We start from the raw sequence: 25124 nt of genomic DNA on the forward strand, positions 1-25124 counted from the left end.
ATTACACTTCATCGCAATCAATGGTTTTTACTTCTGTAAACAATTTTACAAATTCTTCGAATTGCGTACCATCATTGTTTATGTGGGGCAAAAGATTGTTTACGGCATTCCACCAGCCATAGCTTAATACACGTTCGAAAGCAATTTCTTGTGCTTGTGCTGACTTACTATTTTTTAAGTATTCTTCCCAAAGAATTTCTGGTGAACCGTTATTCTTCATTTGCTCTTTAGTCAAGTGTTCATATGCCTTAAGCAGTTTTTCACCTCCACTATGTAGGGATTCAGCGTATAATTTAACGGTTAGGTTATTTTGATAGTGTTTCAAGAGTTCCTTCGTCTCTCCTTTTCTAGCTTGGAATTCTACATTCTTTATTTGATATGTAGCATCCAAAAAAGTAAGCAAAGAATCTTTTAAAGACTGGAAATATTTGATATTGACAATGTCTAAGCTGTTTATCTCTTCTTTTGCATTTTTATAATCCTCATGCAGTTGATCTTCATCGTTTGTGTACAATCCATATTCACCTCTTACCAATTTATAGGTGTCAGCTAATTGATTTGTGGTATAAAGCGTAGTATCAAATATTCCTTGGTATTGGCATAGCTCATCTTCAAATTTGAAAGGCTCTTGTGCATGCGCTTGTAGCGATACCACTAACAAAATAAACGTTGAAATTTTAATAATTAACTGAATCATAAAATAAAAACAACGATAAGATAAATCCGTTTGCAAAGGTTGAAATTATTTTTCAACTATTTACTTTAAGATTAGAATAAAATTGGACAGTTCATGCGGAATTGAAAAGCGGAACATAAATATTTTTTATACATACAAATGATTAATGCTGCATACTTTTAGATTCCGATTTTCAAGAATAATTGCGTAATTTCGCGTCATATGGAAACAGTTGTTAGCGGTATCAGAAGTACCGGAAAATTACACTTAGGAAACTACTACGGAGCATTGAGTAATTTTGTCAAGATGCAAAATGAGTACAATTGCTTCTTTTTTATAGCTGACTTACATTCATTGACGACACATCCTACTCCACAGGATTTGCAATCTACAGTGCGCAATGTGGTGGTAGAATATTTAGCTGCCGGTATTGATCCCGAAAAATCAACTATATACATTCAATCCGATGTACCTGAAGTTGCAGAACTCTACTTGTACATGAATATGAATGCCTATTTAGGCGAATTAGAACGCTCTACTTCATTTAAAGATAAAGTACGTTCTAACCCTGACAACGTAAATGCTGGTTTATTAACTTATCCTGTTTTAATGGCTTGTGATATTTTGTTACATCACGGAACTAAGGTTCCTGTAGGAAAAGATCAAGAGCAACATTTGGAAATGACACGTACATTTGCGAATCGCTTCAATCATTTGTATAAAACAGATTATTTCAAAGAAGCTTTTGCATTTAGTTATTCGGATAAACTAGTGAAAGTGCCAGGTTTGAGTGGTCAAGGCAAAATGGGTAAATCAAACGGCGAAGCGGACTGTATTTATTTATCTGATGCACCTGAAGTAATTCGTAAAAAAATTATGCGTGCTGTTTCGGATTCAGGACCTACAGAACCAAATCAAGCTAAACCAGAAGCTATTCAAAATCTATTCGATTTGATGAAAGTGGTTTCTTCTGACGACACTTTAGCCCACTTTGATGAATTATACAATAAATGTGAAATTCGCTACGGGGACTTCAAAAAGCAATTGGCGGAAGATATGGTCATCGCTACAGAACCTGTTCGTTCACGTATTGAAGATATCACGAATGACGATGAATACATCAGAAAAGTGATTAAATTAGGTGCTGAAAAAGCGCAAGCGAGTGCACAAAAAACAATTAAAGAAGTAAGAGAAATTATAGGTCTTAAAAAACTATATTAGAATAAGTTATGCATATTGCAATTGTAGGGAATATAGGAGCTGGCAAAACCACATTGACAAAATTGTTGGCACAACACTTAAATTTTGAGCCACAATTTGAAGCGGTGGACAACAATCCTTATTTAGAGGATTTTTACAGCGACATGAAGCGTTGGGCTTTCAATCTGCAGATATTTTTCTTGAATAGTCGCTTTAGACATATCGTAGAACAACAATCCAAAGGTACAAACATGATTCAAGATCGTACCATCTATGAAGATGCTTACATCTTTGCCGAGAACTTGTACGACATGGGCTTGATGAGTGCGCGTGATTTTGATAATTACAGCAATATTTTTCAAAGCATCATCCACTATATCAAACCACCGGATTTGTTGATTTACTTAAAGGCGTCAGTGCCAACATTGGTTAACAATATCCAAAAACGTGGTCGTGATTACGAATCAGCTATTCGTTTGGATTATTTGTCTAAATTGAATGAAAAATACGAAAAATGGATTAATAATTATACGGATGGCAAATTGTTAATCTTAGACAAAGACAACTTAGACTTTGCGAACAATCCTGAAGATTTAGGTTATATCAAAGAAAAGATTGACGCCGAATTGTACGGATTATTTAAATAATAATATTTGCTTCATTCAACCATGAGGAGAAATCTGGTAAAATGAATATAATTTATTCATCATACTTTTAGATTTCTCCTCATTCTTCGTCGAAATGACGAATACGTTTTCTTACTCTCTTCTAAATTATTCTATAACACTAACCGAAAACCTAACAGGCGACAATGGAAAATCATCCTTATCGGTTTTGAAGCGACTAATAGTCATAATTACTTCCATTCCTTCATATATCTCACCAAAAACAGTATAATCGCCATCCAAACGTGGAAGGCCACCATTTTTCAAATATTCTTCACGTTGTTCTTTAGTAAACTTTCGACCTTTCTTAGCTTCCAAAGACTGTAAATCTTCTTCTGAGACTTTTTTACCAACCACAAAATAGATTTGATTCAAAAATGAAGCTTTTTCTGGGTTATCATCACGACCTTGACCTAATGCGCCCATTTTATGGAAGGCTCGAGCATCAAACTCTCCAGCTAAACGAGGTTTATTCCCTGTTGGGTCAGCAGCTTCTCTTTTAACAATATCAATATCATGCTCTCCTCCTTGCACCACGAAATTCTCGATAATTCGATTGAATAATGCACCTTGATATATAGAATCTTTTATGGAATTCAATATCAAATCGCGATGCTGGGGTGTAAAATCATAAAGCAGCACTTTGATAGTACCATAATCTGTCTTAAAAGCTACTTTTCGAGATTGCGCAACAGAAAAGTGCTGAATTGACAGAAATAGAAATAAGAGAGTGAGATAACGCATGAGTGTAGTTTTAGATGTCCCAATATAGATAATATACACGAAAATTTTACTGTATTAAACTATAAATCACTATGCCAGAATGAAATGTGGAAATCTCCAAAAATGTGCAAAAACTGACCTACTCATTCTGTTTTTTTATCCTTATTTTCGTACGTTATAACAAAAGCTAAGTGAATGGAACTAACTAAACTTGAGATCAAAGGATTTAAAAGTTTTGGTGATAAAATCACAATAAATTTTAATGAGGGCGTGACAGCAATTGTCGGTCCAAACGGCTGTGGTAAATCCAATGTGGTGGATGCGATTCGTTGGGTATTGGGTGAGCAAAGTACAAAAACGTTACGTTCGGAAAAGATGGAAAACATCATTTTCAATGGAACTAAAAACCGTAAACCGTCCAATCTTGCGGAAGTTTCTTTAACATTCAACAATAATAAAAACATTCTTCCTACGGAGTTTACGACGGTGACCATTACACGTAAATTGTATCGTACAGGAGAATCCGAATATCGTCTGAACGATGTCAAATGTCGTCTAAAGGACATTACGGATTTATTCTTGGATACGGGTATTGGAGCCGACACCTACTCTATCATTGAGTTGAAAATGATTGACGAGATTATCGCCAATAAAGATAATTCACGTCGTGCATTATTCGAAGAAGCATCGGGAATTTCTAAATATAAAGTCCGCAAGAAACAAACACTTAGCAAATTAAAAGATACAGAAGCAGATCTTTCTCGTGTGGACGATTTATTGTATGAGATTACAAAGAATCTCAAATCATTAGAAAATCAAGCCAAGAAAGCGGATAAATATTTTCAATTAAAAGAGGAATATAAGCAAGCGAGCATCGGTTTGGCTTACTACCGTTTGGATAGCTTCAGTACGGATTTGACTTCTTTGTCGGAGAAAGAGAAAGAGTTGCAACAATCGTTGAATTCAACACTAGAGCAAATCGATGTTAAGGAAAAAGAACTTCGTACTGGTCGTGAAGAGATTCTTTCCAAAGAGAAAAGTCTAGCTGCGCAACAGAAAACAACGAACGAATTTAATAATAAAATCCGTGCTTACGAGTCGGAAAAGAAGATTAAGAACGAACGTTTACATCACCTCAAAGAGCGTGAATCGCGTATAACAGCGGAATTCAATTTGGATAAGCAGCAACTTACGAACGTTGAATATACGATCAAAAGACTTAATGAGGAAATTTATGAAGAGCAAGCTAAACTAGACGTTGCTCAACATGATATTCAAAAAAATAAAACAGAAGTTGAAGAGCTTAAAGGCCAACAACAAACGGCTAAAAATAAATTAGATCGTTTTGTTCAGGAAAATAACGAACTTCAAAACAAGATATACAAAGTCGAGAAAGACATCGCCGTTCTGAATATTCAAAAAGAATCATTGGAACAGGAGTCTTTGCGTAATATTTCGGATGCTTCTTCAAAAGCTGAAGAATTATCGCAGTTCAATATTGCTGTTGCAGACTTGCAAGGTAAGTTAGATGCGCAACAACAACAATATGACGATGCTGTTCGAATTGAAAATGACTTAAACCGTCAAATCGAACAAGCTGAAGTACAATTGCAAGAAACCCGTTCTTTATTAAGTAAGGAATCGCGTTTGGTTGATGCAAAACAAAACGAGTATAACTTGACCAAATCTTTGGTGGACAATTTGGAAGGGTTTCCGGAGTCTATCAAATTCTTGCGCAAGAATGCAGGCTGGCCTAAATCCTACCCTTTGTTCTCTGACATTTTATTCTGTCAAGAAGAATACCGTGTAGCGATTGAAAATTACTTGGAGTCAGTAATGAACCACTATGTCGTTGACACGAAACAAGATGCTGTTCAAGCAATTCAATTGTTAAGTGATGCCTCACGTGGTCGTGCTAATTTCTTTGTATTAGAATCAGTTATCGATAAAAAAGATAGCGATTTCATCGTTCCTGAAAATATGATTCCTGCGATGCAGGTTATCAAAGTGGACAAAAAATATGAGAAACTTTGTCTGCAATTATTGAACAATGTTTATCTCTTAAAATCGGATGCCCCGAAAGCCTTAGATATTGATTTGCCTCACGATGAAATGGTAATATTGCACCATGAAGGTAAATTCAGTAAGCACAAATTGGGTTTAAGCGGTGGTTCAGTTGGTTTATTTGAAGGTAAACGTATTGGTCGTGCTAAGAATTTAGAGAATCTTGCTAAAGAAATCAAAGAATTAAACGAGCGTATTGCTGAACTACAACATACAGAAGCGGAATTAGTCGATAAGATTGCTTCATTGAAATTACAGTCGCAGAAAGAAATCATTGATGAAATCCGCATTCAATTGGCGCGTATTCAGAATGAATGGACTTCTGTCAAGACAAAACAAGAGCAATATCAAGCTTTTATCTCCAACTCACAAAATCGTAAACAAGACATTGAAAAACGTCTTGCTGAGATTGCAGAAGAATTGACAAAAGCTGAACCCGAACTTAAAATCTTAAAAGTTGAGGTTGACGAGCGTCAAAAACAATTGGCGGATTTACAAGCTGCTTATCAAGAATTGAACGAGATTGTACAAGAGAAATCTACAGCGTACAATCAAGAAAACATTCGTCTGCATCAACAACAAAATAAAGTTTCGGGTATACAAAAAGATTTAGAATACCGCGAAAGTCAAAAAGAAGCTTTAGAACTTCGTATCAATAAAAATAACGCTGAGATGGAACAAATCAAGGTGGATATGAAAGATGCCTTGACTTTTACGGACAACAACGATAATGACTTAAAAGAGCTTTACGAACAACGTGAATCCTTAGAAAAAGCTCTTCATGATATGGAGGAAGAATTCTATGCTTTCCGTAAGCGCTTGAATGATTTGGAAGAAGAAGTTGCTACTTTACGTAAATCAAAAGATCAGTTGGATTACTTGATTACCGAAGTCAAAGACAAGAAAACCACGCTTCAAATTGACTTAAACTCGCTAAAAGAACGTCTTTCGGTAGAATTTAATATTGATATCAAAGAATTGTTGGAAGGCGATTTGCCAGAGATTGAGCATTCTCAAGAGGAATTAGGTTCTATGTGTACGCGTCTTAAAAAGCAATTAGACGAATTTGGTACCATCAACCCAATGGCAAAGGAAGCCTATGACGAGATTACACAGCGTTATGATTTCATCAATAAAGAGAAAAATGACTTGTTGGAAGCTAAAGCTTCATTGATGTCTACCATTGAAGAAATTGATGGCAGCGCAAACGAGAAGTTTATGAATGCATTCAATACCGTTCGTGACAACTTTATAAAAGTGTTCCGTTCCTTGTTTAATGAAGAAGATAGCTGTGATTTAATTCTTTCAGATCCAGCAAATCCTTTGGATTCTGATATTGATATTATCGCTAGACCTAAAGGAAAGCGTCCTTTATCTATCAACCAGCTTTCAGGTGGTGAAAAAACATTGACTTCTACTGCCCTATTATTTTCGTTGTATCTATTAAAACCAGCACCGTTCTGTATCTTCGATGAGGTAGATGCGCCATTAGATGACACGAATATTGATAAGTTCAACAATATTATCAAAGAATTCTCGAATCAGTCACAATTCATAGTTGTTTCACACAATAAGCGTACAATTGCAAGTACAGACATTATTTACGGTGTGACAATGGTCGAGCAAGGAATCTCGCGTGTAGTTCCTGTTGACCTACGCGAAGTAGCTTAAGAAGATTTTATTACATAATTAAACAGCCCTTATTTAGTCGAATAAGGGCTGTTTGTTGTTATGCGTCAAGGGTTAAATAGTGTTAAAGGAAAACAATTTTGTATTCAACTTGTTCTTTTAATATCACTAACATGAAATTACTATGGATAAATTGAAAAAATTTGAATTGATGGCAAAGATTACACGAGAATTAGAAGATGTAAGAAACAGCCAGCAAGCAGTTTTAGAGAAAATTGGGAAAATTGAAGTAGATAATATAGAATTAGGCGATAAACTAATAGAAAGCAAGATCCCCGAAATCTACTCCCGCACTGCAGAAAATGCAGAGGCTATTAAAGCCATTCTAGATGACTTCCAAAATAAAACGGATGAGTTTGGCGAGAAAAACAATGTCGACAAATTGAAAGAACAGCAAGAAATCAATAATCTAAAATAACAAAAGCGATCCTAGGATCGCCTTTTCTGTTATAGGTAGAATTGAATATTACCAAATAACTATTCTTTGATCTTTTGGTACGAACAACTTATCACCTTCTTTTGTTCCAAAAGCTTCATGGAAAGCATCCAAATTGATAATTGGCGCAAAAGCTCTATATTGAGCAGGTGAATGCGGATCTGTTTTTACCTGATTAATTACAAATGCATCTGTAGTCTTAGTACGCCATATTGTAGCCCAAGACAGGAAGAAACGTTGCTCTGGAGTAAATCCATCGATTAATCCTGGATTACCTTTGTCCTGTAAATACATTTTCAATGCATCAAATGCTACAGAAGAACCTCCTAAATCACCAATATTCTCACCTAAAGTGAAACGACCATTCACAAAAACTCCTGGTACCGGTTCATACTTTTCAAATTGAGCAACTAATGCATCAGCAGCAGCCTCAAATTTTGTTCTGTCTTCTTCTGTCCACCAGTTATTCAAGTTTCCATCACCATCATATTGAGATCCTGAATCGTCAAAACCGTGTGATAATTCGTGACCAATAACAGCACCAATACCACCAAAGTTTACAGCAGCGTCAGCTCTGTAATCATAGAAAGGAGCTTGAAGGATAGCAGCAGGGAATACGATTTCGTTATTCAAAGGACTGTAATAAGCATTTACCGTTTGAGGTGTCATTCCCCATTCTAACTTATCTACGGGTTGACCTTGTTTAGCTAAATTTTGTTCGAATCTCCATTTACTAATTGCCGTAACATTTTCGTATAATGAATTACCGATCGCTAAAGAAGAATAATCTTTCCATTTGTCAGGGTAGCCAATTTTTACAGTGAATTTAGAAAGTTTATCTAAAGCTTTTTCTTTCGTCATTGGTGACATCCACTCTAAATTTTTGATATGAAGCTCAAAAGATTTGATTAGGTATTTTACTAATTCTTCACAAGTTTCTTTTGCTTCATGAGGGAAATGTTTCTCTACATAAAGTTTACCTAGCAATTCACCAACATTTCCGTTTACAAACTCCAAACCACGCTTGTCTAAACTGCGTTGCTCTGCTTGACCTTTTAATTTACGTCCGTAGAAGTCAAAAGATAATTTATCTAATTCTTCTGTCAAGTAAGAAGTAGCACCGTCAATTAAATGGAATTTTAAGTAATCTTTGATTACAGTAACATTTTTCTCATTTACGATTTGATCTAAATTTTGGAAGTATTTTAACTCACCAACAATTACTGTATCAGCTTTAAAACCTACTTCTTTTAAGAATCCAGCAACATCAACATTTTTAACCAGCTTGTTCAAATCTTTAACAGCAACTGGGTTATAACGTTTTTGAGCATCACGAGATTCTTCTACAGTTTTCAAGTTTGCTGCAATTGATTTTTCAAATGCAATAACTTTAGGACCTTTTAGATCTTTAGTCTTTTGATCTATCTTACCATACAAGGTGTTGATGAACTCCGAATAATCAGCTAAAGTTTTTCTATTGGCTTCATCATCTTTTTGGTAATATGTACGACCTAATCCAAGCGCTCCACCACCAAGATAAACAGTATTGATTTTAGAGTTTTTCAAGTGTGGACCTACGTAACCTCCGTAAAAAGGATTTCCACCTTCACGACCATATTTTGAAAAATAAGCGGTTAGATCTTTAAGGTTTTTAATAGCGTTGATGTCCGCTAATTGTTTTCGGATAGGTTGTAATCCGATTTTATTACGCGCTTCAAAATCCACATAAGATTTGTACAAGTCAGCAATTTTCTGGCCATCTGATCCTGTGGCATGTGTTTCATTCAAAGCTGTTTTCAAGATTTCCAATACAGCTACGTCTGTGTTTTCACGCAATTCATCAAATGATCCCCAACGCGCTTTATCGGACGGAATTTGTACTGTTTTCATCCAATTACCGTTCACGTAGTTGTAAAAATCATCTTGTGGACGTACGGATTGATCCATGAATGTTTGATTGATGGCTTTGTAGTCTTGCGCAAAAATGAAATTTGAGGCAAGCAAAGCTGCTGTCAAAACAAAAAATTTCTTCATCTTTATAAGCTTAATTTAAAGTGATGTAAATGTTATGCAAACATAATGATTTACATAAGGAATAAAAAGTAACTATTTTGTGTATGTATTTGGAAATAGAGGGAAAAAACTACGTAATTCATTTAAAAACTGATATTGATACCATTTACATGCGTAAAGTTGAAAATGATATAGTTCACTTGAATGTTCCAGCTTTATTTCCTCAAGAAAATCTTATTCATTATATCCAAAAAGAACTTCCAAAAGTAATTCGTAAGAAATCTAAAAAATTAGTATTCGAAGTTTATGAACTCAATATTTTTGGTAGGAATTATCCCATTAAATTAGAGGTAGATGAAACTTCTTACTTAAAAAATAATATACTATACACGCACCCAAAATTTTTAAGCACGAAATCAAGCATTGAAAAGTTAAAGGATAGCTTGTTGCTAAACTTTTTAAATGATAGCATGTCTATGCTAGAAGAAGAGCTGAACATCATTCTTCCTGAAATAAATCTCAAGAATCTGAAAACAAAATATTCTTCAATTTGTCATAATAAGCAACACATCACCTATGCGAAAGCATTAAAAGAGAAATCAAAAGATTTCATCACCTATGTTGTAATACTAACAGTGGGCAAATTTTTAAGATATTCTGAGGATCAGATATATTTTTTATTAAACAAACATGTTTCCGATTGGAGACATTGCGAACGAATATATAAGTATGAGCAACAGTGAGCTACAATTAGAAATAAGTCCAATTAATATAGGAGAACTGGAAAAGGACGCACAAATAATTAGTAAGAATCTAAGTGAAGATAATCTAAGCAAATTAACGGAGTATGTGCTTGATAATCTAAGCAATTTGGATGGAGGTCCCTCAATTAATCGTCTGGAAGTATTAAATTTTAAGTATGATCGCGAGGAACATACAGGTTCTTTTCGGCTTAAATTTCAAATCGATAGACGGTATTGTTGTTCTGATACGGAATCTTGTGTAAACGATTATTTGGATTTTGATTTTAAAGTACATCAAGATAATCTTATCGCAAAGACAGAATATTTTGATTGGAGTTTAAATAATTAGTCTATGCTGAATCAACCTTATAGATATAAAATTAATGAATCATCTTTTGCCCATTACTGGAATGAAGGAGTTGGCGTGCAATTGCTCCAAAAGTTAGGTTTTATTCCCGATTTAAAAGTTGCTGACAAGCTTATTCCATTTTTGTACGAATGGGATCGATTAGGTGATCAATTAGTTTTGGATTTGCACGAGAAAAAAGGCTTTGTTGAGGGAAATAAGTCTTTATATGCTTATCTAAAGGACGAGGTATTACCCTTCGATGAAAAAGTAATTTGGGATACTTTCTTCTCAAAAATTGATGTAAAGCCAACTTGGCTAGATGAGAAGAAATTGAGATTAGGTTCGGAGTTATCTCGTCGTGCGGGTCTTTCCGCATTGATAGTACTTCGTGATTATTGTCTCATGGGCGGTTATGAATCTTCAGCTATTAATAAACCATTGATTTATACCGGTGCTCTTAAAAAAGGTGCTGTGAAAAGATTGACGGATACGGTAAACTTTTGGGTACATATTACCAAGGAAAATGGTTTACAGCGTAATGCTGAAGGATTCCGACAAATCTTTCTCACACGTTTTATACATTCATATTCTCGTATTAATATTCTGAAGCATACGGATTGGGATTCTAATAAATGGGGCATTCCTATCAATATTTGGGATATGCTAGCTACTAACTTAGGATTCTCATCGGTATTTCTGGTAGGTTTGCGCAAAATAGGTATTCATCCCTCTGAGGAAGAAGTTGACGGCTTGTTTCATTTTTGGAAATATGTAGGGTATTTATTGGGTATTCCTTTAGAATTGCTTCCAGAGAATGAAAACGAAGCAATTGAAGCACTGTATCTATGGACTATGACGCAGCGAGAAGGTGATCAGGATAGTAAATCCTTGGCTGATACCTTAAAAGAAGAGCCTGTAATGGCAAATTATCCTAAAAATAAATTGATGCGGATGATGATGCGAGAGGTTCATCTTTTTTACAATCATTTCCTCCTTGGAGATTATTCCTGCGAACTTCTTGGGCTTCCCTCTACGAAAATTGGCCGATTTGGACTAGTCAGTATCTGGAAAACGCGACAAAATGAACGTCTAATCGTTAATAACGAAACACGTATTCAAGCCATTTTGAATGGAGGACGTGAGCAGGAACGTGTTCGCATGATCTATCAGCGGTTCAATACTCAATAATTACAACAGACCTTCATCCCTAAAACTGTAATAGGCTGTATCCGTAAAAATAATATGGTCATTGACTTTAATATCCATAATTTTTGCAGCGTCATTGATTTTATTAGTCAATATTTTGTCGGCTTGACTAGCTTGTAAAGTGCCTGAAGGGTGATTGTGAATTAGAATCATGGAATTGGCTTTGCTCTGTAGCGCGTGACGAAGAATGATTCGTACATCAACAGGTGTAAAATCATTGCCTCCTCTCCCAATGAGCTGCGTGTCCAATACCTTACAGCCTGTATTGAGGGATAGAACCCAGAATTCTTCATGTGGCAAATCCTGTAAATTGGCTCTAAAATATTCGTATACGCGCTTACTAATGTTTAATACTGGAACTTCAATAACTTGCTCATCGCGTCTCCTTCGACCTAGTTCTAAGGCAGCAATAATGGTAATGGCTTTGGCTTCGCCAATTCCACGATAGGCACAAAGGTCAGATACCTCTTTTTTGGACAACGCATTCAGATTGTTGTTCACATCTTTAAGAATACGACGACAAAGTTCTACAGCTGTTTCTTTAGTAGATCCTGATCCAATTAAGATAGCTAATAATTCGGCATCAGTTAATGATCTTCTGCCTTGCTCCATGAGCTTTTCTCGCGGACGATCTGATTCAGCCCATTCGTGGATAACAAGTTTATCCATATCTGTTAGTGTGTAGTAAATAAATGGTTATCATGAATTTACAAAATTGAATCAAACTTAACAAACATTAACATGCTGCTATACCTTCCAAAAAGCCTTTCTTAGGATAAAAAATATTATATTTGTACCTCGTAAAATTTATTTAGAAATGAGTAAAGCAATTATCAAGACAGAAAAAGGCGACATGACTGTACAATTCTATACAGCTGACGCTCCTAATACAGTAGCAAATTTTGTTAAATTGGCTAAAGAAGGTTTTTATGATGGTTTGACATTCCACCGTGTGATCCCTGACTTCGTTATTCAAGGTGGTTGTCCTAATTCTCGTGAAGGTGCTGCTGGAATCCCAGGTACAGGTGGTCCAGGTTACAAAATTGATTGTGAATTGACTGGTGAAAATCAATACCATGACCGTGGTGTATTGTCTATGGCTCACGCTGGTAGAAATACAGGTGGTTCTCAATTCTTTATTTGTCACAGCCGTAATAACACTGCTCACTTAGACCGTAACCATACTTGTTTTGGTAAAGTAATTGAAAACGTTGACGTAGTAGATGATATCCGTCAAGGCGATCGTATTTTAACAATTGAAGTTATTGAAGATTAATTTTATTCCCTAGATAATGAATTTAAGAGCATTAGTATCTGTAACTGGTAAACCAGGATTATTCAAACTAATCGGACAAAATAAAGGCGGTTTTATCTTAGAAACTTTAGATAAAGCTAAAATCAAATCTGTAGTGAATCTTAATACAACTAAGATGGCTACATTGGAAGATATCACGATTTACGGTGAAGAAGAAGAAATCCGTTTGTTAGATGTGTTAGAAACTATCAAAGCAAATGGTGGAAATACACCTGACACTAAAGCTAGCGGTGAGGAATTGCGTAATTTCTTCCGCGAGGTAGCTCCAGGTCATGACGAAGCTAGAGTTTATACTTCTGACATCAAAAAAATTATTTCTTGGTACAATATTATTAAAGAGTTTCCTCTATTTGATGAAGAGGCTCCTGCTCCATTGCAATAATATTTTAAGATTTATAGAAAGGGATTTAATTTATTTAAATCCCTTTTTTTATTTTTAGGGAAATTAACTAACTAAAATATATTTTAATGAAAAAACTCATCACACTATCTTTTGCTCTTTTTTGCTGCATTCTATTTTCTTTTGCACAAGAGAACTCTGTACTTTGGAAAATTTCAGGTAATAATTTAAAAACGGATTCTTATTTAATGGGGACAATCCACATGATGTGTCCAGATGATTTTGTCATGCACGATAAAGTAAAACGCGTAATTGGCGAAGTTGATCAAATATACTTTGAAGTGAATTTATTTAATCCCGAAAATACAGCTTCGATGCAGCAAAAAATGATGACGCCAGTTCCTGATTTTTTGACCAGTTTACAACCTAATCAGATTCAATTAATTGACAGTGCATTGGCAGCCAACCAAATGTCCATCAAAATGTTTGATATGTTGCACCCAGCCATGGTAATGAGCTTATTGAGTTTGAAATCCTTCAACTGTCCAAATCCGTTGGAAGTGAAATCTTTAGAGAATGAAATTAATGTTCTAGCTGAAGGAAAGAAAATCGGCGAATTGGAAACTGTAGATTTTCAATTAGAAATGATGAGCAAAATTGCTACTCCAGAATATTTCTACAATTACTTAAAACTTTATGATGAAGCAGCTCAAATGACACAACGTATGGTAGCTGCTTACAATCAACAAAATCTATCCATTCTTGAAGACATTTTTAACGATCCAAAATGGATGACTCCTGAAGCTTTTGAATTGATGTTGACAAAAAGAAACAACAATTGGATTGAAAACATTCCTGCAATTATTTCTCAAAATAAAACCTTATTTGCTGTAGGAGCGGCACACTTAATCGGTGAAGTTGGTTTGATTAAATTATTACGTGATAAAGGTTACACCGTAACACCTGTATTGAACTAAATATTTTAACATAAATGAAGAGAGGCATACAAATTTGTATGCCTCTCTTCATTTATTGGTTCTTCTTATATTTCATCATCCAATCGTAAATGGCGTCCTGATGAAAAAGTTTTTCAACGCTACCGTGCTTTCCTCCTCGAATAATGGTTAATGTAGCATCCGCATCTTTATTACATCTTTTGATGGCATTAAATATCTTCTTGGATTCTGAAGCAGGCACTGCCCTATCTGCACTACCGTGCTGAATCCACATCGGAACCTTCGTCAGATTGCAGGCATCATTGACATTTCCACCTCCACAGATGGCTACAGCTGCTGCTATGCGATCTGGATATTTGCCCGCAACATGCATTGTGCCATATCCCCCCATACTCATTCCGCACACATACACACGAGAAGGATCTGCATCATAATTGTCCAGTACATAATCTATTACCTCCATGACATGATCAGGATTCCAGCCTTTATTGGTTTGAGGAGCTACGATAATTGCATTTGGTAACTCATGACCTCGGTTTTTAGCATAGAGAACACCATATTTTTTCACTTTTTCCAAATTGGTTCCTGATAAACTTTTTCCGTGCAAAAATACTATAACAGGTAGCTTCCCTGTTGCCTTTCCATTTTCAGGTATATGAAGTAAAAAATTATAAGTTGTTTTATTTTTTATGGGTAAAGTTTCTTCTGCTTTGGAAACAAAAATTTGCATTGTTATAAATAGAAAAACCAATAGTCTGAACATAAAAACTTGTAGTCTAGAATTTTTATAGTCCCAAAACTACTAAAAATTAGTTAAATGAAAATTTACAATGACTTTATTATGACAATTTAGATTTATTGTGTAATATTAAATTATAATTTGAAAGACATGAGAAATAATAAAAAAGCATTTTTCTTCACCGGAATATTAGCATTAGTAATTGCTGTAAGTGCATTTACACAGCCAGGACGGACTAAGAACGAAAAACCTCAAAACTTAAAAGTGTTACCTAAAAATATTTCTGATGAGGAATTGACTAAGGTTATGCGTGGATTCAACGCAGCATTAGGTGTTAAATGTAATTATTGTCATGCTCCAAAATCTAATGGTGATAAAGGTATGGACTTTGCGAGTGATGCGAATCCGAAGAAAAATATCGCTCGCGAGATGATCAAAATGACCAAAAAAATTAATAAAAAGTATTTCAATAAAGAGCATGATGGTGTCGTTAAAAACATCACTTGTGAAACGTGTCATAATGGTCACGACGAACCCAAAACTTTCGCTCTAGCTAAATAGTTTGAAATCCTTTTTCTATATCCTATTTCTGATATTTTCTTCTTTGATCTGCAATGCACAGGTTAAAGAAGAAAATGAAGAATATGTAGTATTTGACTTAACAGCATATGAGCCTATGCGAAATAGAGCGATTACTGCGGTTCATAACAAAGAACTTCAAAAACGAAAAATCTATCTTAGATAGCTGTTATGCCGTGAATAGTTTGGACACGATGGTTATTGCCTTACTGCATGATACGCTGCTTATGAAGATCAATACTCAAAGAGAACCAAATAAAAACTTAACAGATATAAAAAATTGGGAAACACAATATCCTTTTCTTAAAGAAGACAAAAGATTGCAAGAAATAAAAGTAAAGGATGCGGTTAGTTTGGGTATGCAATCCTTTGATTCGAAAAACATACACTCAGCAGAGAGTTTGACTAAATTGATAATAAAAACAATACAGGAAAGTAACACTCCTACTTCATTAAAGAAAATCCCGAATGTGGATGCCCTGATTTACAATGTTGGGATGCAATTATTTTATGATAAACAATTCAAATCGGCATATTATCTTTTCTCCTCAGGCACCAACTTTTTTCCCAAAGATAAAAACATGAATACAATGTATAAATTATCCAAAGAAAGAATTCAAACGAAAAAAAAGATACTTTTCCACTATACCTTTAAGGCTCATCTAAATTCAGTATTTTTATAATCGCTCAACTATCATTTGCGTACATGAAAATACTACACACCGCTGATTGGCACTTAGGCAAAAAGCTCGATTATATAAGTCGTTTAGACGAACAGAAAGAAGTACTACAAGAAATTTGTGAGATAGCAGAACAACAGCAGGTTGATTTGGTTATCGTTGCTGGAGATTTGTTCGACACCTTCAACCCTCCTGTCGACGCTACAGAATTATTATATCAAACGCTAAAAAGACTGACGGCTAATGGTACAAGACCTGTGCTTGCAATCGCAGGCAATCATGATTCACCTGATCGCATTGATTCACCAGATCCTTTAGCTCGTGCTTGTGGTATTATATTTATCGGCTATCCGCATGCAGAGGTCAAACCTTTTGAACTAGACAATAACTTTGCTATAATAAATTCCGATAAAGGATTTTTAGAAATTAAATTAAATCATATTCCTTTCCCTGTTCGCATTTTAACTACAGCATATGCGAATGAACTTCGTTTGAAACAATTCCTTGGCATTGAAAACAAGGGTGAGCAACTCAATGAAGTTTTGCGTAACACTTGGCAGAACCTCGCCAATCAATATTGTGATACAAATGGCGTCAATTTACTTACCGCACATTTGTACATGCTGCAGCGTGACGGAGAAATCCTTGAAGAGCCCGAAGGTGAAAAACCGATTAAAATCGGAAACGCGGATATCGTTTATTCTGACGCCATTCCAGCTCAAATTCAATATACGGCACTAGGACATTTGCACCGATATCAATTTATCAAAGGACATCAAAGTCCTGTGGTGTACTCCAGTTCTCCTCTAGCCTATTCTTTTTCGGAAGCGGGGCAAGAAAAGAAAGTTGTAATTGTCGATGTAGAACCAAATCAAGAAGCTCGCATTCAGGCTCTACCATTAAGAAGTGGCAAACAGTTGTGCCGCAAAACATTTTACGAAGTAGATGAAGCGGTAGCTTGGTTGCACGAGAATCCCTATACCTTGGTCGAATTAACGATGGTTAGTGATACATTCATGACTTCTGCGGATTTGAAAAGAATTCATGAAGCACATGATGGTATAATTCATATTATCCCAATTGTAAATAAGGCAGATAGTCCTACAGAAGCTACTGAGCAGGTCAAATTAAATCAGGATATCCATTCATTGTTTGGAGATTATTTCAAAAGTAAATATGGTCAAGAGCCAAACGAGGAATTGAAGGAATTGTTTAGAGAGGTATTAACGCATTCAAAAGAGGGGGAAGAATAAGATGTTGCCATTATATTTAAGTATCGAAGGATTATATTCTTATCAGCAAAAGCAAGAAATTGATTTTACAGCCCTCACCGAAGCGGGACTTTTTGGAATATTTGGTTCCGTAGGTTCGGGAAAATCCTCTGTGTTGGAAGCAATAGGCTATGCACTCTATGGCGAAACCGAAAGACTAAATAGCAAAGAAAAGCGTACCTACAATATGATGAACCTGAAATCATCACAGGTGATCATAGATTTTCAGTTTTTAAATTTTGAAGGTCGTAAGTTTCGTTTTGTCGCGCAATGGAGACGAAAGAAAAAATTTCAGGATATTACAGATCATGAGCGGAGTGCCTATGAATGGATAGATGGCAATTGGTCACCAATGGAATCGAATGATGGTGCTGCGGTTACTAATTTATCTTATTCCAATTTTAGAAGAACCATTATTATTCCTCAAGGACAATTCAAAGAGTTTTTGGAACTAAAAGGAAAAGATCGTTCAGACATGATGAAGGAGATTTTCTTTCTGAACCAATATGATCTTGGACCAAAAGTCTCTGGCCTGATGGCTGATAATAATAAGAAATTAGAACATCTCAAGGGGGCTTTAAGTGGCTTTGAAGAAGTGAATACCGAAATTATTGAACTAAAAAACCAACAATTTCAAGAGCTTTCCATTAGCTTAGAAAGCTTTAAGAAGGAATTTGAACAGCTTGATTTTCACTTCAAGGCTTTACAAATCGCGAAACAAAATCGGATCGATTTAGAGATTAAGCAAGGTGAATTGGCAGCTTTGAATGAAAGAAAGCCTGCCATCCAAAAAATTGAAGCCGAACTCAATGAGTATGAATTGGTGTTGAATAATTTCAGAGAGCCACTTAATAATTTAAGTCAGATTACGACGAGTAAAAATGCTTTACTGACTAAAATTGAAGGTTTAAAAGAATCTAAAGATGCTACTAAAATAGCTTTGACAGAAGTCGAGCAAGCACTGGAACTGCTTCTCCCACAATACCAGAATTTAGATAACCTGAAAGCCGAAATTCAGGATATTAAACGACTTATTCAGAATGTTGAGTTTGCGAAAATTAAAGCGGTCAAAGAAGTTGGTATTATTAAGGGAAATGAGTTTCTGAATGAACAAAAGCAAATTGCTGAAACTTTACTTAAAGATATTGAACAACAAGAATCTGCGATAGAACAACTTAAATCGTCTCGTATAAATTCGTCCGAATTATTAGCTATAGATTCCTGGTATCAAAGAAATGAACAGTTGGTTCAGGATTTAAAAGAGGAACACGAACGTATCACTAATTTCAAATCACAAATTGAGGAACTAAAAAATCAATTTGTGGTGAATGGCTATACTCAATCTGAATGGCAGCAACAAATTGAAGATAAGTTTGAAGGTATGCAACAACGTGATACCGCACTGAAGCAACGAGATAGCGACATTCGCCTCAAACAAGAGCTTTCGCACTATATTCACAGTCTGCATGATGGCGAGCCTTGCCCACTTTGCGGATCAGCTGAACACCCCTCGCCTATGGAAATAGAAGCTTTGGATGAAGAAATCGCACGATTACATTCAGAAAAAAATCAATTACAGCAAGAAAAGGAAATATTAGAAAAACAAAAAGCAGAATTACAGCTTAACAGTAGAATATTGGCTGAAAAAGAAATTGAATCCACTAAACTACAGCAGGAAATCACGAAGATTGAAAATCTATTTCAACTTCATCAACAGGCATTTGTTTGGGATGATTTTGATAAAGATAATCGTGCGTTTTTTGAAACGAAAAAGAATGAAATATTTCAATTAGAAGATCAACTCAAAAAGCTTGAAGAAGAGTTGAAATCAAAACGTGATTTATTGCAGACCACGAACGATAAAATTCAAAAAGCTGAAGTAAAGCTGAATGAATATCAAAATGAAATCAATGTTCTGGATGCTAATATCAGACAGAATCTACAGCAAATACAAGCTATAGAGGCTGCAGCATATGCGCAATATGATAAAGATGTACTAGAAGATAAAGCGCAAAAAACGCAAACAAGCATCGATAAGATCATGCAAGATTATGAGCTTTTTACCAAGCAATTGTTGAGCTATAGAACCCGATATGCCCAAATAAAAGGAACATATATCGAAGCGCAAGAACAACACGCGCTCTACGCAAATCAGCTTAAAGAAATACAGCAATCCGTAAATAAATTATTGAATGAACTTAATTTTCCTGATGTAGCAACTGTTAAGTCGATATTAGATAAAAACCTTAATACCAGCGTGTCAAGAAAATCAGTTCAGGATTTTTATGTCGCCTACTCCACATTGGAGAATCGAATTCAGGAATTACAAAAGATTGCGGAACAGGATAATTATTCAGAAGATAGATTCAACGAATTGTCTCATTTAATTCAACTTAAAAAAGAAGAATTAAATCTGCAGATCGAAATTTATGGTGCTTTGAAAGACGATTTAGACCGCTTGAAGATTGAACTAGCGAAGAAGCAAGAATTGCTCCTAGAATATCAGAAACTTGATACCCGCAAGAAAAACTTAGATGTTCTGTTCAATATGTTCAAGGGAAATGGTTTTGTAAATTATGTTTCAAGCATTCATTTGCAGAGATTGTGTGAAATTGCAAATCATCGTTTTCATCGTTTGACCAAAAATCAGTTGAGCTTGGTCATCAATGAGAATAATGAATTTGAGGTTATAGATTACTTAAATAATGGCTACCGACGTTCAGCCAAAACGCTGTCTGGCGGTCAGGCTTTTCAAGCTTCCTTGTGTTTGGCTTTAGCTTTGGCAGAAAATATTCAGTCTTTGAATAAAGCAGATAAGAACTTCTTCTTTATTGACGAAGGCTTCGGTACACAGGATTTGGAAAGCATTAATACGGTATTTGATACCTTACAATATCTACATCAAGAAAATCGCGTTGTCGGTATTATTTCTCACGTGGAAGAATTGAAAGAACGTATGCCTCGTTCTATTACAGTGATGAAAGATTTAGAAAAAGGAAGTCAAATTATGTTAAACTAAGATAAAATAATAAATTGATTTAAAGCGTATTACGTTATTTTTGGTTTGAAAAACAGCAATAAGTTTTTGTTATGTTATAAAATAAGAGAGTATCCCCTGCACCTGTCTAATACAAGGCAGGGGATTAATATTTTAGCCGTTAATAGGATTTGGGAAACAATGAATATAAATGGATGTGCCTATATTCTTTTGCGACTCGATTTTGATGGATCCGTTAAGATTCTGAACTCGAGAAAATAAGCTTCGCATTCCTAAACCTCCTTTATTTTTTGCTTCTTCCACATCCATTCCTTGACCATCATCTTCAATAGATATTATCACCATACCAGACTCCTTGTCTGTTTGTATTTGAACTAAAACATTTTGCGCCTTAGCATGCTTTACAATGTTATGTAAAACTTCCTGGATTATACGATATAGCGTGATTTCATCTTCTACCATGATATTTGTAGGTACACTGATGATTTGAAGGCGAATTTGAAATTGCTCGTTTTGAATCTTTTTACAATACTGTTTTATTGCTTCTAGCAAACCAAATTTTTCTACAATAAGAGGTGTTAGATTATAGACAATTCGATTTAATTCTTGTTTAGTTTCGTCAGTGTATTCTAATATTCGGTTAGTATGCTCAGTCTGTGCAGGATTTAATTTCGTAGATTCTTGATAGCTGTACATGGATATCTTAATGGATGACAATAAACCGCCAATGCTATCGTGAAGATCTGTAGCAATTCGATTTCGCTCACGATCTTCCACTTGCTTAAGCAATTGCATTTCATCAATCATTCTGTTATTTTCTTCTTCCTCCAATTTAGCTTTCAATAAGTCATATTCTTGTTTAGCCAGAATTTTATTGTGTTTTTGAGCTCTAATAACCAAAAATAAGACTATAAGTATTAAAATTAAAGAAACGGCAAGTCCAGCAATAAACAAACTATTTCGTTGTTTTGTCAATTCTGCTTTCTCATTACTAATTTTTAGGTTTTCTATTTCAGCTAATTTCTCATCGAACTTCATGTTGTAACTAAGTTCTTCGGCATATAATTGCTGATTTTTAAACTTTTGTTCATTCATGAATGTGAACAACATGTCATACGTCTCAAAAGCCTTATCATATTGCCCATTTGCTTTATAAGCATCTATCAAACTTTTCAACACGTAATAACGATAATGCGCAAAATCCTTATTATTGTTGGCAATAACTGTCTTATATTTTTCTATGGCTGCTGCAAATTGTTTGCGTAAAACCAAAACTCTGGCTTGCATAAATTGGTTATACAAAATTTCCGAAGTGTCCGGTACACTTGTGGCAATTTGGTAGCCTTCATTCAAAAGTTGATTTGCCTTTTCGTACTCGCCTCTATAAGCTTCAGTCAAGCCTAATAAACTTTTTATTCTCGCATTGAACAAAGGATGAAGTTATGCACGTTTTATATTATTGGCAATGGTGATATATTTTCGAACACTGTCTATTTGGTTTTTTTAAAATAAACTGAGGCAATGAAAATTTCTGTTGCACCCGCAAAACCCGGATGATAAACAAAATCTTCTTCGATAAATATGCCTTTATATAAATGCTCTAAAGCTTTGTCAAGTTCATTAAATCCATAATAATAACTTCCAATTCTATGGTGATAGTTCCTTATTATCTGAGGATTTTTCGTTTTAAGGATGATGGGGTGAATATCTGCAAAGACTTTTAATCTCGTGTGATCATGCCCCTTATTTGCATAGGCATTAGCTAGATTAGAATTTAGCAAAGCTACCTTTTCCAGAATTTCTGTCTTTTGATTATCTTCAATATATTTTAATGCTTGCTTCGCTATTTCTATACATTTATCTACGTCGGTAAATAAGAAACAAATCGCATACTTATTTAATGTGTTTGCATAAAATAAGGTATCAGAAGTGTAAGTTGGGTTATTTAAAATATTCTTTTCAATATAGTCAATAACAAATGGTGCGTTATTTGCAAAATTAGTATTTAGTAAATCCGTGATATGATCACGGACTTTATTATAATCCTTCTCTTTTTTTATTACATTTTCAAGCGAATCATTGAAACGTAATAAGTCTTTTGATATAGGATTACTATAACACTGAAATAAAATAAATATAAAAAACGTGACTAATACCGTTTCTTTGATTTCATAGAAAGGCAGTCTTTGTGGAAATATTTTTAAAGATAAGATTTTCTTATTTAAGAAATTTATAGTTTACAAAGAAATTTTTATTTTATCAGGATTATATAAAAATATTAATAACAAAAAAGGCTAAGTGTTAAACATTTAGCCCTTCCCCTTGAATATAATTAATATCTAACATTAAGCTACTTGCGCTTCCTTTTTGGTCTTGTTAATTTTTATTTGCAACAGAATCACAGACAAAATCAAAGTTACACCTGCAATAATAACTAAACCCCATACTGAACTTGTAACCATATCCACCGTGCCTTTCTCCACGATCAACGTACGGAAAATTTTAAGGTAGTGAGTTAACGGAATACAGTTAGCTATATTAACAACCCAATTTGGCATTTGACTCAAGGGCCAAGTAAAACCACTTAGAATAAAAGATGGGGTTGCTATAACCATTAAAATTTCCGTTGCTTTCAGTTGATTTGGAATAGCAATACTTACTAAAATTCCTAAAAAACCTACTGCCAATAAGAATAATACCGAAGTACCCCAAAATGCAAAACCTTCTACATGCAATGGCATTCTATACAGTAATGAATAACCATAATATAAGGCATAAATTAAAACGGACATCAGTAAGTACGGGGTAATTTTCACCAATAATAGCTCAAAAACATTCGAACATTTGAATATTAGCTCACTGAAAGTTCCTTTTTCAAATTCCGAAGCAAAACTCAATGCCAATCCTAGCATCATGACTTGTTGAAATACCGTCAAGAGTACCCCTGGTAGCATAAAGTACAGGTAGTTACCCGAACGGAAATTTTGTCTGATGATGGTGGTTTTAAATGGCTCATATTGTTGTGAAGCGATATACGAAGGAACCCCTTTTTTCTCCAACCCTTTGATCTGAATTCCTGCTTTCAACGTACCTGCACACACATTCACCGCCATCATTGCATAGTTAGAAGTCACCGTGTTTGAGGCATTCACAAACATGGTGACTTCTGTAGGACGGTTGTAATTAATATCCGAAGAAAAATTCTTTGGAATATTGACCACTACTGTAGCTTCTTTACGTAAAGCTTCCTCATGCGAATTGAAATTATCATTTAAGATCGAAGCAACATAAATCACTTCATTCTCATTGAACATATCAATCAATTGTTTGGAAAGCGGTGTTTGGTCCTCATCCACCACGATGATAGGAATGTGTGTTACAGTACCTTTTTTGTAAACCGAACCAACCAACAAACCATACATCAAAGGAGCGCCAAGAAAAAGCATCACCAATACCTTATTCTGAAAGAATAACTGGAATTCTCTTTTGACTAAACTTATAAAGTTTTTCATGATTTCCTTATTTAGTAGATTCTACAACAAATGTAGCTTTAGTCAATAATTCTTTGCTAGAAGTCGTATCCGTAGGTTTCAGACGAATCTCAAACATAGCTTCTTGTTGTTCGAAGTCTGGATAAGCTGTACTGATATTCGCATAGGACGTCAATGTTTTTATTGTTTCTACCTTAGCTTGAATCTGTTTATTATCCAAATAAGGAATGCTCAACGTTTTGACAGCACCTTTTTGGAAATCTTTTACTTTACTTTCTGGAACGGTCACGCGGAAATAAGTTCCTTCTGTAATGTATCCTGAAGCTAAGCTATAGCCAGCCAACGCTAACTCCCCTACTTTCAGATTGATAGTTTCAATAGACATATCCTGTGGCGCAATGATATAACGTTCTTTGGCAGCCACATTCACTTCAGAAACTGCTCCTAAAGCACGTTCTTTTTGACCCAAGGCCATTTTTTGCTGCTCAATACGTGCACCATGATTTACATCCGCGATTTCTGCTTGCGCAGCCAAATATTGGTTTCTAGCGCCCTGGTATTTAGCATATACCTCGTCGTATTTTTGTTGTGAAACCAACGAATCCTGCAATAGATTACGCATTCTATCCAAAGACTTTTGTGCAAACTCATATTGCTCTTTTAATCCATCCACCTTAGCGCGCAATTGTTGCAATTGACCATCAGTCGCTCCTTTTACCGCCATATCGTATTGCGCTTGCGCCGATTCTAATGCTCCCTGAGCCTGTGCCGCTTTGGCGTCCACTTCGGGTAGTTCCAGAATAATTAGTGTGTCTCCTTTATGTACGAATTGTCCTTCTTCTACTAAAATCTGCTGAATTTTACCTGGGATTTTAGTCGTTACGGATAATTGTTCTCTTTCTATTTTACCCTCAATTTTCTTTTTTGCTTTCTCTGATGAGCAACTTTGCAACACCAATAAAAGACCTAAAGTATATGCTATATTTTTCAT

At 35.1% G+C, this 25124-nt stretch carries 23 protein-coding genes; 14 read left to right on the forward strand and 9 right to left on the reverse strand.

The window, feature by feature from the left end; translation table 11 throughout:
* Position 1 precedes the first annotated feature (1 nt).
* On the reverse strand, positions 2-697 hold the full coding sequence (locus tag G5B32_RS01025; protein ID WP_165289694.1) for a hypothetical protein: 696 nt from the start codon (positions 695-697) through the stop codon (positions 2-4).
* A gap of 201 nt (positions 698-898) precedes the next feature.
* On the opposite strand from G5B32_RS01025, the gene trpS reads away from it, so the two are divergent.
* Together trpS and G5B32_RS01035 are read left to right on the forward strand one after the other, a co-directional pair.
* Positions 899-1897 carry a tryptophan--tRNA ligase gene (trpS, locus tag G5B32_RS01030; RefSeq protein WP_165289695.1) on the forward strand — a complete coding sequence of 333 codons (999 nt, stop codon included), beginning with the start codon at positions 899-901 and terminating at the stop codon, positions 1895-1897.
* Positions 1898-1905: 8 nt separating this feature from the next.
* The gene (locus G5B32_RS01035) at positions 1906-2523 is read left to right on the forward strand and encodes a deoxynucleoside kinase (RefSeq protein ID WP_165289696.1); all 618 of its coding nucleotides are present in this window, start codon (positions 1906-1908) and stop codon (positions 2521-2523) included.
* A 126-nt stretch (positions 2524-2649) separates the two neighbouring features.
* On the opposite strand, the gene G5B32_RS01040 is transcribed toward G5B32_RS01035, so the two are convergent.
* Positions 2650-3285, reverse strand: a complete 636-nt coding sequence (locus tag G5B32_RS01040) for a peptidylprolyl isomerase (RefSeq protein WP_165289697.1) — start codon at positions 3283-3285, stop codon at positions 2650-2652.
* Between the two features lie 174 nt (positions 3286-3459).
* Between G5B32_RS01040 and smc the strand changes: the two genes are divergently transcribed.
* Positions 3460-6999, forward strand: a complete 3540-nt coding sequence (gene smc, locus G5B32_RS01045; RefSeq protein ID WP_165289698.1) for a chromosome segregation protein SMC — start codon at positions 3460-3462, stop codon at positions 6997-6999.
* A gap of 142 nt (positions 7000-7141) precedes the next feature.
* Positions 7142-7435, forward strand: coding sequence for a hypothetical protein (locus G5B32_RS01050; RefSeq protein WP_165289699.1), 294 nt, complete (start codon positions 7142-7144; stop codon positions 7433-7435).
* A 48-nt stretch (positions 7436-7483) separates the two neighbouring features.
* On the opposite strand, the gene G5B32_RS01055 is transcribed toward G5B32_RS01050, so the two are convergent.
* Entirely contained in the window at positions 7484-9487 is a 2004-nt protein-coding gene (locus G5B32_RS01055) for a M13 family metallopeptidase (protein ID WP_165289700.1), read from the reverse strand.
* Positions 9488-9570: 83 nt separating this feature from the next.
* Between G5B32_RS01055 and G5B32_RS01060 the strand changes: the two genes are divergently transcribed.
* The 3 genes from G5B32_RS01060 to G5B32_RS01070 are packed head-to-tail and all read left to right on the forward strand — an operon-like array spanning position 9571 to position 11746.
* Positions 9571-10209, forward strand: a complete 639-nt coding sequence (locus G5B32_RS01060; RefSeq protein WP_165289701.1) for a YgjP-like metallopeptidase domain-containing protein — start codon at positions 9571-9573, stop codon at positions 10207-10209.
* A complete protein-coding gene (locus G5B32_RS01065; protein WP_165289702.1) occupies positions 10196-10558 on the forward strand; it encodes a hypothetical protein in 363 nt (120 codons plus the stop codon). The genes G5B32_RS01060 and G5B32_RS01065 overlap by 14 nt, the downstream gene beginning before the upstream one ends.
* A gap of 3 nt (positions 10559-10561) precedes the next feature.
* Positions 10562-11746, forward strand: coding sequence for an oxygenase MpaB family protein (locus G5B32_RS01070; protein ID WP_165289703.1), 1185 nt, complete (start codon positions 10562-10564; stop codon positions 11744-11746).
* Here G5B32_RS01070 and radC read toward each other — a convergent pair whose 3' ends face one another.
* A complete protein-coding gene (gene radC, locus G5B32_RS01075) occupies positions 11747-12433 on the reverse strand; it encodes a RadC family protein (protein ID WP_165289704.1) in 687 nt (228 codons plus the stop codon).
* Positions 12434-12581: 148 nt separating this feature from the next.
* Between radC and G5B32_RS01080 the strand changes: the two genes are divergently transcribed.
* The 3 genes from G5B32_RS01080 (at position 12582) to G5B32_RS01090 (ending at position 14396) form a co-directional block, all read left to right on the forward strand.
* A complete protein-coding gene (locus G5B32_RS01080) occupies positions 12582-13040 on the forward strand; it encodes a peptidylprolyl isomerase (RefSeq protein ID WP_165289705.1) in 459 nt (152 codons plus the stop codon).
* A 16-nt stretch (positions 13041-13056) separates the two neighbouring features.
* A complete protein-coding gene (locus tag G5B32_RS01085) occupies positions 13057-13461 on the forward strand; it encodes a DUF5606 domain-containing protein (RefSeq protein WP_165289706.1) in 405 nt (134 codons plus the stop codon).
* Between the two features lie 86 nt (positions 13462-13547).
* The gene (locus G5B32_RS01090) at positions 13548-14396 is read left to right on the forward strand and encodes a TraB/GumN family protein (RefSeq protein ID WP_165289707.1); all 849 of its coding nucleotides are present in this window, start codon (positions 13548-13550) and stop codon (positions 14394-14396) included.
* A 52-nt stretch (positions 14397-14448) separates the two neighbouring features.
* Here the strand turns inward: G5B32_RS01090 and G5B32_RS01095 are convergent, their stop codons facing one another.
* Positions 14449-15105, reverse strand: coding sequence for a prolyl oligopeptidase family serine peptidase (locus tag G5B32_RS01095; RefSeq protein ID WP_240898972.1), 657 nt, complete (start codon positions 15103-15105; stop codon positions 14449-14451).
* Positions 15106-15264: 159 nt separating this feature from the next.
* Here G5B32_RS01095 and G5B32_RS01100 point away from each other — a divergent pair, with 159 nt between their 5' ends.
* From G5B32_RS01100 to G5B32_RS01115, 4 genes are all read left to right on the forward strand, one after another.
* On the forward strand, positions 15265-15675 hold the full coding sequence (locus tag G5B32_RS01100) for a c-type cytochrome (RefSeq protein ID WP_165289709.1): 411 nt from the start codon (positions 15265-15267) through the stop codon (positions 15673-15675).
* 212 nt (positions 15676-15887) lie between these two features.
* Positions 15888-16376, forward strand: a complete 489-nt coding sequence (locus tag G5B32_RS01105; RefSeq protein ID WP_165289710.1) for a hypothetical protein — start codon at positions 15888-15890, stop codon at positions 16374-16376.
* Between the two features lie 23 nt (positions 16377-16399).
* Complete coding sequence (locus G5B32_RS01110) at positions 16400-17626, forward strand: exonuclease SbcCD subunit D (protein ID WP_165289711.1); 1227 nt, start codon at positions 16400-16402, stop codon at positions 17624-17626.
* Position 17627: 1 nt separating this feature from the next.
* The gene (locus G5B32_RS01115; RefSeq protein WP_165289712.1) at positions 17628-20663 is read left to right on the forward strand and encodes an AAA family ATPase; all 3036 of its coding nucleotides are present in this window, start codon (positions 17628-17630) and stop codon (positions 20661-20663) included.
* A gap of 132 nt (positions 20664-20795) precedes the next feature.
* Here G5B32_RS01115 and G5B32_RS01120 read toward each other — a convergent pair whose 3' ends face one another.
* The 4 genes from G5B32_RS01120 to G5B32_RS01135 all read right to left on the reverse strand — a co-directional run bounded on the left by G5B32_RS01120 (position 20796) and on the right by G5B32_RS01135 (position 25124).
* The gene (locus G5B32_RS01120) at positions 20796-22073 is read right to left on the reverse strand and encodes a tetratricopeptide repeat-containing sensor histidine kinase (protein WP_165289713.1); all 1278 of its coding nucleotides are present in this window, start codon (positions 22071-22073) and stop codon (positions 20796-20798) included.
* A 59-nt stretch (positions 22074-22132) separates the two neighbouring features.
* Positions 22133-22423 carry a hypothetical protein gene (locus G5B32_RS01125; RefSeq protein ID WP_165289714.1) on the reverse strand — a complete coding sequence of 97 codons (291 nt, stop codon included), beginning with the start codon at positions 22421-22423 and terminating at the stop codon, positions 22133-22135.
* Between the two features lie 564 nt (positions 22424-22987).
* Positions 22988-24154 carry an ABC transporter permease gene (locus G5B32_RS01130; RefSeq protein WP_165289715.1) on the reverse strand — a complete coding sequence of 389 codons (1167 nt, stop codon included), beginning with the start codon at positions 24152-24154 and terminating at the stop codon, positions 22988-22990.
* A 7-nt stretch (positions 24155-24161) separates the two neighbouring features.
* The gene (locus G5B32_RS01135) at positions 24162-25124 is read right to left on the reverse strand and encodes an HlyD family secretion protein (RefSeq protein ID WP_165289716.1); all 963 of its coding nucleotides are present in this window, start codon (positions 25122-25124) and stop codon (positions 24162-24164) included.

It is taken from the genome of Sphingobacterium sp. SGL-16 (genome assembly GCF_011043515.1).
Classification (GTDB): domain Bacteria; phylum Bacteroidota; class Bacteroidia; order Sphingobacteriales; family Sphingobacteriaceae; genus Sphingobacterium; species Sphingobacterium litopenaei.